Source organism: Methylocaldum sp. GT1BB, from assembly GCF_051027545.1.
GTDB lineage: Bacteria > Pseudomonadota > Gammaproteobacteria > Methylococcales > Methylococcaceae > Methylocaldum.
This window is the reverse complement of record NZ_CP194902.1, coordinates 4,688,794-4,701,653: the sequence shown is the minus strand read 5'-3', so window position 1 is coordinate 4,701,653 and position 12,860 is coordinate 4,688,794. Positions and strand designations below refer to the sequence as shown.

Annotated in this window: 12 protein-coding genes; all 12 read right to left on the bottom strand. The window is 61.4% G+C overall.

The genetic code is table 11. The annotated features are described in order from the left end of the window. Position 1: 1 nt before the first annotated feature. Complete coding sequence (locus ACR2TX_RS22170; RefSeq protein ID WP_434113374.1) at positions 2–739, bottom strand: MBL fold metallo-hydrolase; 738 nt, start codon at positions 737–739, stop codon at positions 2–4. Then, the gene (gene fabG / locus ACR2TX_RS22165) at positions 732–1,475 is read right to left on the bottom strand and encodes a 3-oxoacyl-[acyl-carrier-protein] reductase (protein ID WP_077730716.1); all 744 of its coding nucleotides are present in this window, start codon (positions 1,473–1,475) and stop codon (positions 732–734) included. Before fabG ends, ACR2TX_RS22170 begins: the two co-directional genes overlap by 8 nt. Positions 1,476–1,479: 4 nt before the next feature. After that, entirely contained in the window at positions 1,480–2,688 is a 1,209-nt protein-coding gene (locus ACR2TX_RS22160; protein ID WP_086133521.1) for a beta-ketoacyl-[acyl-carrier-protein] synthase family protein, read from the bottom strand. A 41-nt stretch (positions 2,689–2,729) separates the two neighbouring features. Then, positions 2,730–2,999, bottom strand: a complete 270-nt coding sequence (locus ACR2TX_RS22155) for an acyl carrier protein (protein ID WP_077730637.1) — start codon at positions 2,997–2,999, stop codon at positions 2,730–2,732. 41 nt (positions 3,000–3,040) lie between these two features. Next, on the bottom strand, positions 3,041–4,981 hold the full coding sequence (locus ACR2TX_RS22150; protein ID WP_166642544.1) for a thiamine pyrophosphate-dependent enzyme: 1,941 nt from the start codon (positions 4,979–4,981) through the stop codon (positions 3,041–3,043). A gap of 2 nt (positions 4,982–4,983) precedes the next feature. Further along, positions 4,984–5,847, bottom strand: a complete 864-nt coding sequence (locus tag ACR2TX_RS22145; protein WP_434130729.1) for an ACP S-malonyltransferase — start codon at positions 5,845–5,847, stop codon at positions 4,984–4,986. A gap of 68 nt (positions 5,848–5,915) precedes the next feature. Further along, positions 5,916–6,737: a 2-oxoacid:acceptor oxidoreductase family protein gene (locus tag ACR2TX_RS22140; RefSeq protein WP_077730634.1), complete on the bottom strand. Its 822-nt coding sequence runs from the start codon at positions 6,735–6,737 to the stop codon at positions 5,916–5,918. 353 nt (positions 6,738–7,090) lie between these two features. After that, positions 7,091–7,276 carry a hypothetical protein gene (locus ACR2TX_RS22135; RefSeq protein WP_434130728.1) on the bottom strand — a complete coding sequence of 62 codons (186 nt, stop codon included), beginning with the start codon at positions 7,274–7,276 and terminating at the stop codon, positions 7,091–7,093. A gap of 418 nt (positions 7,277–7,694) precedes the next feature. Beyond that, positions 7,695–8,090: a hypothetical protein gene (locus ACR2TX_RS22130; protein WP_077730633.1), complete on the bottom strand. Its 396-nt coding sequence runs from the start codon at positions 8,088–8,090 to the stop codon at positions 7,695–7,697. Between the two features lie 288 nt (positions 8,091–8,378). Next, positions 8,379–9,752, bottom strand: coding sequence for an McrC family protein (locus tag ACR2TX_RS22125; RefSeq protein WP_434130727.1), 1,374 nt, complete (start codon positions 9,750–9,752; stop codon positions 8,379–8,381). After that, positions 9,749–12,133: an McrB family protein gene (locus ACR2TX_RS22120; protein ID WP_434130726.1), complete on the bottom strand. Its 2,385-nt coding sequence runs from the start codon at positions 12,131–12,133 to the stop codon at positions 9,749–9,751. The genes ACR2TX_RS22125 and ACR2TX_RS22120 overlap by 4 nt, the downstream gene beginning before the upstream one ends. 6 nt (positions 12,134–12,139) lie before the next feature. Then, the gene (locus ACR2TX_RS22115; protein WP_434130725.1) at positions 12,140–12,853 is read right to left on the bottom strand and encodes a M48 family metallopeptidase; all 714 of its coding nucleotides are present in this window, start codon (positions 12,851–12,853) and stop codon (positions 12,140–12,142) included. Between the last annotated feature and the right edge of the window lie 7 nt (positions 12,854–12,860).

Below are 12,860 nucleotides of genomic sequence, written 5' to 3'. Positions count from 1 at the left end.
GTTAAAAAGGTGTTAGGTTGCCGCGCCGGGGATCGAACCATTCGCCGTGGCCGGGCACGACGAAGTCGGCCTCGGCGACACGGCGGCGGGAGGCCAGGAGCCGTTCCCGATCGTGGACGATCAGATGATGGTCGATGCCCGTGGCGAGAAAGTCGTCCAAGGACAGCACCGCATCGCCGGCGATCATGCAGGCGCCCTGTTCGGTGTCCACCCAGAGGCCCATCTGGCCGGGGCAATGACCGGCCAGGTCCACCGTGGCGACGTGCGGCGAGAGCTGCTCGCCGGGGTCGCAGAGATGGAATTCGCATGCACGGTCGGACGATTCGAAGTCGTAGCGCGAATCCGTGGCGAGACGCAGGAATTCGCGCAGAAACACCGGCGCGATGAGCTCATGGCTCTCCTTGAGGAAGGCCTTGTAAGCTGCGCGGTCTTCCCGGTAGCGCATCAATTCGCACACGAATCGATATTCCTGTCGGGGGACATGAATCCGCCATCTCCGGCACTCGGGGGCCGACGCTTTGTAATGGTCGAAATGCAGGTGCGTGAAATAGGCGTCGGTGATGCCGTCCAGACCGAAGCCGACCACGCCGCGCAAGACCGCGTCGAGTTCCGCCGCCGTGGCGAAGTCGCCGTCGTCCACCAGGAAGCGCCGCGGCCCGTCGACGACCAGGGTCGCACTGGCGCGAAGCGTCAACCGGGTGGGGCGGTTCAAGCGGTAGACCCGCGCGTTCTCAGACACTGAGACCTCCGTCCACGACGATCACCTGGCCGGTCATGTAGCTGTTTTCGGGCGACGCCAGAAAGCAAGCGACACGGGCGACTTCCTCCGGGGTTCCGGCGCGGCCCATGGGAACCGACTTGATCAGCGGCTCAAGCTGTTTCGGATTCATGCCGGCCAGCATGTCGGTGTCCACGAATCCGGGCGCCAGCGCATTGACGCTGATGCCGTAGCGGGCCAGTTCCTTGGAGAGCGAGCGGGTCATGGCGATGACGCCACCCTTGGAGGCGGCATAGTTGGCCTGCGCCGGCGTTCCGATCAGGCCGCTGATCGACACCACGTTGACGATACGCCCGAAGCGCCGCCGCATCATGTCCTTGACGACGGCGCGGGACACCAGAAAGGTGCCTTTCAGATTGGTGTCGACCACGTCGTCGAAAGCCGCCTCCGACATCATGGCGAGAAAACTGTCGCGCAGTATGCCGGCATTGTTGACCAGGACCTCGATCGGTCCGAGATCGCCGGTCACCGCCTCGACCATGGACTCCACCTCGGCGGCCGTCGCCACGTTCGCCGGATAGGCGCGGGCGGTTCCGCCGGCCTCGTGGATTTCCCGACAGAGTTCTTCCGCCTTGTCGCGGTTGCTGGCGTAATTCACGGCCACTTTGCAGCCCGCCTCCGCGAGCGCTTTGGCGATGGCGCGGCCGATGCCGCGCGAGGCGCCGGTAACCAGCGCGACCTTGTCTTCGAATCCCATGATTTCACCCTTCATAGCGTCTGAAAATCAAAGAGGTGTTATTGCCGCCGAAGGCCAGGGAATTCGACATGGCGTATTCCATCGCGTGATTGCGGGCCCGATTCGGCACGTAGTCGAGATCGCATTCGGGGTCCGGCGTCTGGTAGTTGAGCGTCGGCGGGGCGAACTGGCCTTGCAGGCTCAGCACCGTCGCGGCGGCTTCGATGGCGCCGGCCGCCGACAGCGTGTGGCCGATCATCGGCTTGATCGTACTCATGCAAAGCCCGTCGGGTTTTTCGCCGAAGACGCGCTTGACCGCGGCGGTTTCCGACTTGTCGTTGAGCTGCGTGCCGGTGCCGTGGGCATTGATGTAGCGTATCTGTTCCGGCTGTATGCCCCCTTTCCGGAGCGCCATGTCCATGGCGCGGGCCATGCCGTCCCCTTCGGGATGGGGGGCGGTGATGTGGTTGGCGTCCGAGGTCAGGCCGTAGGAAACGAACTCGGCAAGGATCGGCGCCTTGCGCCGCAGGGCGTAATCCATGTCCTCCAATACCAGTACCGCCGCCGCCTCGCCGAGGACGATACCGTCCCGGTTCAGATCGAACGGCCGACTCAGCGTCGGACTCAAGGCGCCGAGCGCGTTGAAACCGGACAGGGTCACGTAGGAGGCCGCCTCGACTCCGCCGGCGAGCATCACGTCGGCATAGCCCTCGCGGATGAAATCGGCGGCGTAGCCCAAGGCGGTGGCGCCGGACGAGCAGGCCGTCATGATGCTGCTGCGCGGCCCCTGGAAACCGAAATAGGCGGCCACCACATTGCCGGCGTTGTCCGGATTGGTGGTGAGCAACCGGGACGGGCGCCTCGGTTCATGCCGAATGGCGCGGCTCACGTAGGCTTCCGTATCGGCGACCGCGCCGCCGCTCCCGAGAACCACGCCCGTTCCGGCGCGAACTACCGAATTGGCCGGGAGGCGCGCCGAATCCACGGCTTCCTGGGCGGCGGCCAGGGCATACAGATCGACCGACGAATAGTGCTTTCTCGCGCGGCTTCCGATACCCGCCGGGACCTCGAATCCCTCGATCTTGCCGAGCTGATTCGAGGCGAAGCCCTCGGTGTCGTGCCAGCGGTTCTCCTTCACCCCCGAGCGGCCGAGCCGGAGCGAGGCTTCGAACTGGCTGGCGTTATTGCCGATCGGGCTGACTATCCCTATGCCCGTGATAGCGATGCGTTTCATGGATACTCCCCTGCGGACTTAACCGGTAGCTTGTGGCGAGCTCAGGCTTTTGCCGCGATCAGCTGACCGATGTGGTCGGCCAGAGTGTTGAGGGTACGGAAGTGGGCTTGCACCTCCTCGTCCTGTTTCAGCTTCACGCCGAAGGTCTGTTCCACGCCGAGCACGATGTCGATCACGTCGATGGAGTCGATGTTCCATCCTTCCGGATCGAACAATCCGTCATCGTCGCCCGCATTGATCGCGGCGATATCCATGTTCAGGCGGTCAGCGAAGATGTTTTTCAGTTCGGTCTTGATTTGCTCGTTTTGCATGGCTTTTTTCCTCGTTTGGGGTTAAGAGTGTTAGAAGACAGTCAATGGGTCTCTTTTTCGAACGCGTTCAACAGCTTTCGAATCGGCGGAATCGCGCGGAGCCTTCTGATCACCCGATGCCACGGCACCGGCGCGATCATCCGCGTCAGAACGGAAGACTTGAAGGACAGGGTTCTCGGGATGATGGCGTGCTCGGGACACGACTGCGAACACAATCCGCAGCCGATGCATTCGGTCGAAATGGCCACTGAGTCCAGCCGAGCGGTTTGTCGGTCCCAGGACGGCACGATGGCCGGGCAATCGACCTTCAGACATTCCCCGCACTGGGTGCAAAGATCGGTTTTGATCGTGTACCGGTAATTGGTCGGCCCTTTCCGCGGCAATCCCTGCACGCAGTCGCCTTTGACCACCATGACGGACAGGCGGTCGGACGCCAGGAAGGCATCCAGGGTGGATTCCAGCTGATCCACGTCCAAGGCATCGACGACGGCGAATTCGGGCACGCCCAGTGCGTGTAACAGGCGCTCCCAATCGTCACGCTTGAGCGGCCGATTGGTGAGCTGGAAGCCGGTCATGGCCGTTCCGGCATTGTCCAGGATCAGGATGGTTCCCGGTATCTTCGCCGTCACGGCGGTCAGTAGCGACGGGATGCCGGAATGAAAGAAGGTCGAATCCCCGATCACGGCGATGCAGGAGCGCGCCGCCTCCGGACCCATGGCGGCAAGGTAGCCCTGCAGGATGCCGAGGCTTGCCCCCATGCACAGATTCGCATGCAGCGCTCCATGGGGTTCCAGCGCACCCAAGGTGTAGCAGCCGATGTCGCCGACCACATAAAGATCGCGCTTGCCCAGCGTATAAAAGATCCCGCGATGAGAGCAGCCGGCGCAAAAACCGGGGGGGCGGGGCGGCAGCGGAAGTCCGGAGTGGCTTTCCGGCGTCGTAACCTGGTGCCGGATCGGGATGACTTTTCGCTTGTGGCCGATCCGTTCCTGCAGACGTTCCGCGATCTCCGGGATGTCCGGACTCTCGAGATGTTTAAGGGAAAATTCGCCGACCCCGTCGAAATGGGGACGCGCGGCGACGTTGACGCCCAGGGCGCGGATGCGCTGTTCCAGGAAGCGGCTCGATTCCTCGACCACCAGAATGCGGTCGCAGCGGGCGGCGAACTCCAGGATCGCTTCTTCATTCAAGGGGTAGCTCATGCCGGCCTTCAAAATCGGCGCCCGTCCCTCGAACAGTTCGCGGACGGCATGATAGGGAAAGCCCGTCACCACGATGCCGTAGGGATATTTTTCCAGGCGTTCGGCCGGCATCAGGGTTTGCATGAACCACCGGCTCCAGTGTCCGTTGGCCAAGCGGTCGATTCTCCGCACCAGATCCTTGTGCCGGGCCGGGACGAATGCCGGCAGCAACAGGTACTTCTCTATCGGGGCGGCGAAGCCCAGATTCGGGAGAACTTGGCGTCTCGCTCCCATCACCGTTCTGGATGTGCCGTAGCAGATCGGGGTCGTAACCCTCACCACGACGGGGACGTCGAACTGCTCGCTGATTTCGAAAGCGAGTCGCGGAAAGATCAGCGCCTCGTCGATATCGGAAGGTTCGAGCACGGGGACGTGCGCCGCCTGGGCAAGCTGCCTGGTGTCCTGCTCGTTCTGCGAGGCCTTGGCGCCCGGATCGTCGCCGACGACGATGACCAGTCCGCCGCGGGTGCCGGTGTAGGCGACGTTGAAGAACGGATCCGCCGCCACGTTCAAGCCCACGTGCTTCATCACCGCCAAGGCGCGCTGCCCGGCATGGGCGGCGCCGATGGCCGCCTCCAGGGCGACCTTCTCGTTGGCCATCCATTGGGTCTTGATTTCGGGAAAGCGCAGGAGACCTTCCACGACCCCGGTGACCGGCGAGCCGGGATACGAACCCACGAACGCGGCACCCGCTTCCCATGCGCCGCGCGCAACCGCCTCGCAACCGTTGAGAAATGCCATGTTCAAGCCCTCGCTTCGGATCGCTTCGTCTTGCGCAGATGGTCGACGTACCGCACCGGGGTATCCGGGGCGTTCCATCGGGCTATCTGGCTCAATACCCGGCTGGGACCGACTTCCACAAATTCGCGGTAGTGCTCCGAACGGAGATTTCGAACCAGTTGTTGCCACAACACGGTTTGGCATGGCTGGCGCGTAAGCGTGGCGAAAACTTGATCGGCGGACAGCAGCCGCTCGCCGGTGATATGCGACCACAAGGCATGTACCGGCGCAGCCACGGTCAAGCCCAGTTCGGCAGCCCGCGCGGCGACTATTTCGGCGACGCGCCACATGCGGATCGAGTGGAAGGGGATACGGGCATCGATGTCGTCCCGGCGAATCAATGTCCCCTCAAGAGTGCGGCACAGCTGCTCGATGTCTTGTTCGCTCCCGTACACCACGATTTGGTAAGCGCTGTTGATCGCGAGCACTTCCACGGAGAAACGGTGAGCGAGACTATGGGCCCCGATGGGGGTGTTGGTGGTGATGACCGAGATTTTTCCGGTGTTCTCCGCGAATTCGTCCCAAGCGACGCTGAACATCGCCTGAAGCCAACGGAACGACATTTCCTCGGTCAATGAACAGGCAGCCACGGCTGCGGCGTAAAAACCCAGGCTATGGCCGCAACAGCCGTAGTTCGCGTCGGGGCTGGATTGCCGTACGACGCGCCACCACAGGAGGTTGAGAGCGTGTATCCGCAGCTGGTGCAGGTTTTCGCGCTCCCGATCGCTAGCTCCGTGCTCGGTACCGAGATCGCAGCCGACCAGCTCGCTCCAAGCGGCCAGGAGCTCTTCCGACCACGGATGGTGAATCCGGAATTTCTCGATCATGCCGGGGTAATCCGCCCCCAAACCTGGAAACATGTAACAACAAGGCATCGGTCGATTCTCGGTTCTGATTAAACGTTGGCTTCGGCGAGTTCCGCTTCGCCATATTCGGGGTGGACGCAGTCGGATGATTTTTGAGGATTGGAGAGAGGCTTATTGGATGCTTCGCTGTAGAACCGCAGGAAACCCCATTCCATCGCCCGGATGTTCTTGTGCGCGGTACGTGGCGCCAAAGCGCCGAAGGCGAGCGTCTTGGCGCGTTGGATGTCGAGGTCGAAGGCGGCGCAGAAGAATCCGAGCATGGCGCTGGATGCATAAACCGCTTCCATGCGCTCGGATAGATGCCATTGCGCCAGGGGAATCAGCACGCAGTGAGCGCCTCGCCCTTCCAGTTCGCGCAGGATTTCCTGCGTGTCGGCGTAGGCGTACTGCTGGAGCCCGCCACAGATGGTTTCGATGCGTACATCGGAAAGAAGGCACCAGGAGCCGGGCCGCAGCCGGTCGCGATACCGAAGCGCCTCAAGGGGTTCCAGGCCGATCAGGATGTCTACGTCCGATACGGCCAGGGACGGCGCGCACACCGAACGACCAGCGATCAGCGTGGCGGCGGTGCTTGCGCGGCGTTGCGCCACACCGCGCTGCTCCGCCGTACACACATGGCAGTACCGGTCGGCGATCAGGTCGCGCAGTCGCCGGGTCAGGTTGGCCACACCTTGTCCGCCGATCCCTACCATGAGGATGCGAAGATCCTCTGGCAGTTCGCCGGGATGGAAGCGGTACGCTTCTGCCGTGTTCTCGGGGTCCGATGCCGACTGGCCACGGTCTTCCCACTGGATGAACTTATTCCAGTCATTCCGAAGGCGCACGGCGGATGGACGTCTCGCTATGCTCATTTCGCATGCTCCTCTTCATATTGAAGTTCGTTTTCGTTCCTCACAATTTCACATCGGGTAAACGCTCCAAGGAGCGGCTGGAGAGTTGTCTCTCCGTCCGTGTGTTCTTGTTGAGGAGTTCTTAGGCGCAAGAGTCTATAGGGTGGGATGTTAATTAAATGTGACATATTCACGCGATAGCACGCGTTGTTGCGCCACGGCCGCCTGTAGGGCTTTTCCAAAGGCAATGCCGATGAGCCTACGCAGGTTGATCAGGACCGGTCGGCGAACGGCGTTGAGGACCGATATGTACAGACAGACACCGTTGGACGTTTTGCCGGTTCCAGGCGAGTGCCTCGTGCGCTAGAGCGTTTTCATCGCGCTCGTATGGCAAAACCGGCTTGGCGGAAGTCGTTGGCGCCTTCGGCTCGGGTGAATGAATTCAAGCATTCGTAGGTCGGCAATCCTTTGCCGACGAAGACGTTCGGCCAGGACGTGGCGTCGGGAAGGGCGGCTTCGGCGCTCCAATCGCAAACGGCCTGGCCGGGAGCGCCGGCCACGCCCTTCCCGAAGACGCCGTTTGCGATTGGAAGGGGCCGATTAAAGGCCCGTTTGCGATTGGGAAGGGATTCCCGACCTACGCGCGAATGCCGGTACAGTCGGTATGAAAATGCTCTAAAAAAACAAAAAAGAGCTTCTGAGGTGCCCGGACTCTCTTGCTGAATCCGACATGGCGAAACGAAGTGCGGCAGAGGCGCGGAATCGCTTCATGAAAATACGATAGCGCCACGAAAAACGAGCAATACAGAAGGGAAGGCAAGCGATCGCGGCGTATCGAGTCGCCGCGCCATGGCGGCTTGATACGGCTGTGCGAGTCAAAACGCGGCGAACAGGTAGTCCAGTGCCGGACGGAAACAAGAATGGGTTGACACCGCAATTTGTCAGCAGACTTTCCGCCGGCACTGCGTCTTCGACAGCTTACTTCTGTATGGGAACAGCATTCAAAACGGAAAAGTCCGAGGCTTGAATCTCGGCGACGCCGCTGAGCCTGGTATCGGTCCCTGTGGCAGTGAGCCAGCAGGAATAGGCCAGGTTGCCCTGGATCGGCGCGACAAAAGCGCAATACGTGGCAGGTTGAAGTTCGGCGTCACAAGTGTCGCTAGAGGGAGCGACGGTCTCGTTAGTGTTCGTGAATATCTGGCGTTGCGTGATTGTCACCGGGGACAAGCCGTAATTGAAGATTCGGCAACTGATATTCCCGCCTACAGAGCCGGGACCGCCATAGGCCGGACCCCCGGCGAAGATTTCTGCCTGTGCGGTTCCAAAGAAGCCGATCAGACTAGCAAGCGCAGCAAATGTAAGACGAGCGTTCATGGCAATCTCCTTTGCTCACTAACGATGGATCCTATAAAGGGTTGCTTTGGTTAAACTCGGGTGAATTCAATTAGCCAAACGCGGCAACCCTTAGCAAAGTTATCTAAATAACATCGTTGAGCCGGTCCGTATATCGGTAAGATTACAGCGAAGTTAATTTAATGAATCAGGGACAAAAGCATCTGGCCGGCACCCTGCAAGATTCGCAGAGCCTCAAGTTCTATGCCCTACGAGTCGACCTTTGCAAACTCATGCGAACCGGCTGGAGGCTTACGCGTGAGGCAGTTGTCAACCAAGATTTGACAACTCCAAGTCGGCGCCGGCTGCATCACTGATGTCTCTGAACGCATCGGCAAACGGAGCGCAATCCGGAACTGAAAGCTGGCGTGACTTCAGACAGAACGGCAGTACCCACAGCCGCAGCCTTTCCACTTTGGGGAACTCGAACACCGGGAGCGGCCGGTCGAACGTGGCCGTCTTGGGGTAGATGAGGACGACATCGCCCCGACCGTCCAGGTAGCTCTGGCCGTAGGCCTGCAACTGGTAGAAGTCACTTTGCGAGAGGCCGTACTTGTCCGTGCCATTCGCCTTTAGGCCGTCCAGCAGCTTCCACTTGGAATCTAGCACCAGCGTGTCCCGGTCGGCATCCCGAATCAGAAGATCGGGCTTCAATCGGAACCAGTTCTGTTCACAATGGCGAACCAGGTGATGACTACGGGCCTGGGTTTTCAGGATCATGGGCCGCGCCAGTTGTTTCGCCAGATGCTTGGCGACGAATGCCTCGAACACCGCCTCCATCGGAAACAGCAGTGACGGCGCACGGTGCCCGCCGGTGCCGGTCAAGGGCGATTCCTCGTCGAGGATGAGCCGCGCCCAGGCTAGCGCATCAGCGTAGTAACCCATGCCACGGTCCAGCCTCGCTCGCTGAAAGTCGATCCGAGGCTGTGCAGAAACCGGGACGTCCGCGAACACGAACGCCAGCTCGCGGGCCAGTTGCTGGTTGAGCCGCGAAGCAGACAGCATCAACACACGCCGCAATGCGGCATGCAGTAAACGGTTCTCCGGCCGGTCGATCGAGAACTTGTCGTGCTCGGTGAAGAAGCGGTCTGCCCGATACAGGTTCTGCCGCACATGCGGCGCCATCAGCAGCTTACCCCTTAGGGTGAAGAGATTGTCTTGCCTGCTTGAATAGTCGCTGCGCAGCCCACGCTTGACGATGTGGTCGACCGTGCGCAGGAACTCGGCAATGAAGACCTCCAGCAATGGCATCCGCGCTGCCGAAATCCTGGCGCCGTCGATTTGAACGTGGCGGAAACCTTGGAGGCAGCAGAGCATTTCGATCAGCAGCTGACGCGCCTCAGCGACACCGCCGCCGATCGCCTTGCCGACCTTGGGCAGCACCTCGATCTGGAAACCGTCCGGGGCGCGGATCACACCGACGAAACTGGTGACCTGCACGACGCGACGCCCGCGTCGCTGGGCCAGGCGCAGCCACGACGCCTCTCCTTGCTCGGCGACCCGCAAGCACTGATCCTCAAGCCACCTGTAAACGTTGTCTGGGATGGGATGCAAGCCCTCGGCGCCCGCGAAGTCCGACCTCGCTGCCATCAGTGCGTCGAATTCGTAGATCGTGATGCCGCTTACCCGCGCCCCGGCATTCATGTCGACAAGGTCTGGTAGATGCCAATGTAGGCATCCGGATTGGAGAATGCGGCCTCCTGCACCGCGTAGCGGCGCTTGGTGGCGTAGCTGTCCAGTCCGTGGTCGCCACCGAACAGGCGAGCCAGATCATCCTCGTGATCCTGGCTTTCCAGCACGAACTGCGCGGCTGATGGCTTCTGGTTGTCGGCCAGAACAAGACGAATCTTCTGCCAGTCCTCGAAGAAGTACTCTTCGAGCAAAGGCAGGATGCGCGTGCTGAACACCTGCTGCAGCGCCACCAGTCGTTCGTCTCCGTCAGGCACTTTGGCCAACGGTGTGAAGTACGCGTGGCCGATGCAATGGTCCCGGTCGTACAGTGCCTCGACGCGCTGGTTGATCGCGTCGAGCATGCGAGGTACGTCGATCACTTGCTCGCCCAGACTGACGCGCAGACCTGCGAGAGGCGCGCCCGGTTCATCGCGAGCATCCGGCATCACCGGCACGAACTCGAACCGGCGGCGTAGCGCGGTATCCAGCAGCGCAAGGGAGCGGTCTGCCGTGTTCATCGTGCCGATGATGTCGACATTGGCCGGCACCGAAAAGCTATCGCCGGAATAAGGCAAGGTCACCGAGACCGCGTTCTCGGCGCCTTCGCGCTTGTCGGGTTCGATCAAGGTGATCAGTTCGCCGAAGATCTTGCTGATGTTGCCCCGGTTGATCTCGTCGATCACCATCGCGAAACGCTGATCCGGTGCGAGCCGCGCCCTGCGACACAAACCCTTGAAGACGCCCGAACGGATTTCGTATTGGATTTCGCCAGCCTCCGTGTCGCCGTCGAGGACCGGCCGAAGCCCCTCGACGAATTCCTCGTAACCGTAGGATTGGTGGAAGGTGACGAAGCTGTAGCGCTGGACCGCTCCGGTGTCGCGGTGGCCGGCTTTCAGTTCATCGACCACGCGAACCAGATCCTCGCAGGTGTCCCGCCAGTCGCCAGCCAAATGCCAGACCGAATCTGCCGACTTGTCAAAAACGCCAGGTGCGAGGCGCTTTTTCAGCTTCACCGTTGCGGAGTCCTCGACCGCGTGGGAATTCAGCGTCTGCCAGAGGGTTTGCCGGATGTTCCGGTTCGGCCCGTTGGCGGCGATCACCGCCTTGATGAAGGGGTGCTCCGTAAGATCGCTGACCTTCCCTTTGCCACCCAGGTCGTACAACGCTGCGGCTGCGGCCTCCCACCACTTCAGGATCGCAATCTTCTCGGCGATGAACTGGCTGCGCCATTCCTCGTTGGACACCGAGGTCATGGCCTGCTCATATTCGCGCTTGAGCAGCTTCGAGAGCTCGTAGGTCTTTCCCGTGCCCGGCGGACCGTAATAAATGCGGTTGATGGGCTGGCTCACCGCATCGGTATCGGCCGCTTCCTCCTCATTGGAGTCTTCACCCGGCTCCGCCGGGTCGTCGCGCAGTTCATCGGGCCACAGACCCGGCCGCTCCGTGTCGAGCACCAGCCAGTCGTCGAGCGAGTCACGCTCGGCCGACAGGGTTGCCTCGATCCTCGCGACCAGATCCTCCGTCAACGGTTCGCGGTGGAGCTTGGGTACCGTGCCGACCTCCCGCGTCCACGAGATCTTCCGTGTCCGGGTGCCTCGAATCACGCCGAGCACACCGACGGCGCGCTCGCTGCCAGGATTCTTGCGTCCGAAGCGCACCTGGACGCCCTTGCCCATATGCCACCAGTCCAGGCCGGCAGCGTGAACGGCTCGCGCCAACCGGCAGAACAGCGCCTTGTCCTGGGAAGGCCAGGACGCCCGGAAGGTCCTGAAGACCGGCTTGCCGTCGAAGTGTTTGAGCAGGTCCTCGTCGCTCAGGGTCTTGCCCAGGTTCAGCTTGGCGACTACCTCGTCGTAGCGCAGTTTGAAGTTGCGGATAGCCTCCACGGTCCACGCCACCAACTCGTCAAACGACTTGGTCAGTCCGTCGGTCGCAGGCAATACGGCCACGATGGGCGATGCCGTGACAGGCCCGCGGATAGCCTCGTACTTAGGGCGCAGTGTGAAGTCATCTGTTTGAGTGTCGACCAGATCGATCTTGACGACGAAACCGTGAACTGCATCGATCCCGACGGTGTAGGCCAACTCTTTCGGTGACTCGGAAGACGGGTAGATTCGTCCCCAGTTGTATGAAATGAACTTTTTTTGCCACTGGTCGGTCGGCTTTCGGACTGTCTTGGTCCAGCCCATAGGAAAAAAACTCTGTTGAACAGCCTCAGCCCAGCGCTTCGTAACATCGAATGCTTGGCTCAATTCCTCATAAACCTTTTGCTGCTCCGGGTTGGTCTTGTCGTAGACCGTCCCCTTCCACTTATTCAGCAGCTTGAAGTAGTCACTGGTGAAATAGTCCGCCATCGTTCTTCAAATTCCTTCGACATCGATTCCGTGCTCGGCCAGCCAGGCCTTGCGCTGCGCGTAGTCAGGCATGGCGCGCTCCACGCGCAGCCAGAATGCGGGGGTGTGGTGCGGCTCGTGCAGGTGGGCGATTTCGTGCACCACCACGTATTCCGCGATGCGCGCGGGCAGCAAGACCGCCTTCCAGTGGAAGTACAGCCAGTCCCCCTTGCCGCACGAGCCCCAGCGGTAGCCCAGGTCCTGCACCTTCACGCCGGCAGGCGCCACCTCCATCCGTGACTGGTGCTCGGCCACGCGGCCGGACAGCCAGGCCTTGGCGCGCTCGCTGTACCAGCGGATGAAGTGCTCGCGCGCAGCAGGCAAGGCGTCGCGGCGCAAGCAGAATCGGCCACCGGACAGCTTCAGCGGAGCGTCCTGTTCATCGACCACCTTCAGCCGATGGCTGCGCCCCAGGTAGAGGAAACCCTCGCCGCCGACATACTCCTTGCGGGGAATCGGGCGCTGTAGGCGATCTTTCTCGGCCAGCTTGGTGTAGATCCAGAAACGTTTCTCCAAGACGAATGCGCGCAGCGCGGCTTCGTCCACTTCCGACGGCGCGCAGAGCACCAAGTCGCCGCTGCGCTCCACGGTGATCTGCATCGTTCTGCGGCGCGCGCTCCGCTGGACCGTGAACCGGAGGTCATCGATCTGAAGGATTGGCGTTTCTGCCTTCGCGAGCATCGCTGGA

Coding starts and splice junctions, on each gene's coding strand:
- fabG (WP_077730716.1), bottom strand. CDS start 1,475: ATGGGATTCGAAGACAAGGTCGCGCTGGTTACCGGCGCCTCGCGCGGC.
- ACR2TX_RS22160 (WP_086133521.1), bottom strand. CDS start 2,688: ATGAAACGCATCGCTATCACGGGCATAGGGATAGTCAGCCCGATCGGC.
- ACR2TX_RS22155 (WP_077730637.1), bottom strand. CDS start 2,999: ATGCAAAACGAGCAAATCAAGACCGAACTGAAAAACATCTTCGCTGAC.
- ACR2TX_RS22150 (WP_166642544.1), bottom strand. CDS start 4,981: ATGGCATTTCTCAACGGTTGCGAGGCGGTTGCGCGCGGCGCATGGGAA.
- ACR2TX_RS22145 (WP_434130729.1), bottom strand. CDS start 5,847: ATGATCGAGAAATTCCGGATTCACCATCCGTGGTCGGAAGAGCTCCTG.
- ACR2TX_RS22140 (WP_077730634.1), bottom strand. CDS start 6,737: ATGAGCATAGCGAGACGTCCATCCGCCGTGCGCCTTCGGAATGACTGG.
- ACR2TX_RS22130 (WP_077730633.1), bottom strand. CDS start 8,090: ATGAACGCTCGTCTTACATTTGCTGCGCTTGCTAGTCTGATCGGCTTC.
- ACR2TX_RS22125 (WP_434130727.1), bottom strand. CDS start 9,752: ATGAATGCCGGGGCGCGGGTAAGCGGCATCACGATCTACGAATTCGAC.
- ACR2TX_RS22120 (WP_434130726.1), bottom strand. CDS start 12,133: ATGGCGGACTATTTCACCAGTGACTACTTCAAGCTGCTGAATAAGTGG.
- ACR2TX_RS22115 (WP_434130725.1), bottom strand. CDS start 12,853: ATGCTCGCGAAGGCAGAAACGCCAATCCTTCAGATCGATGACCTCCGG.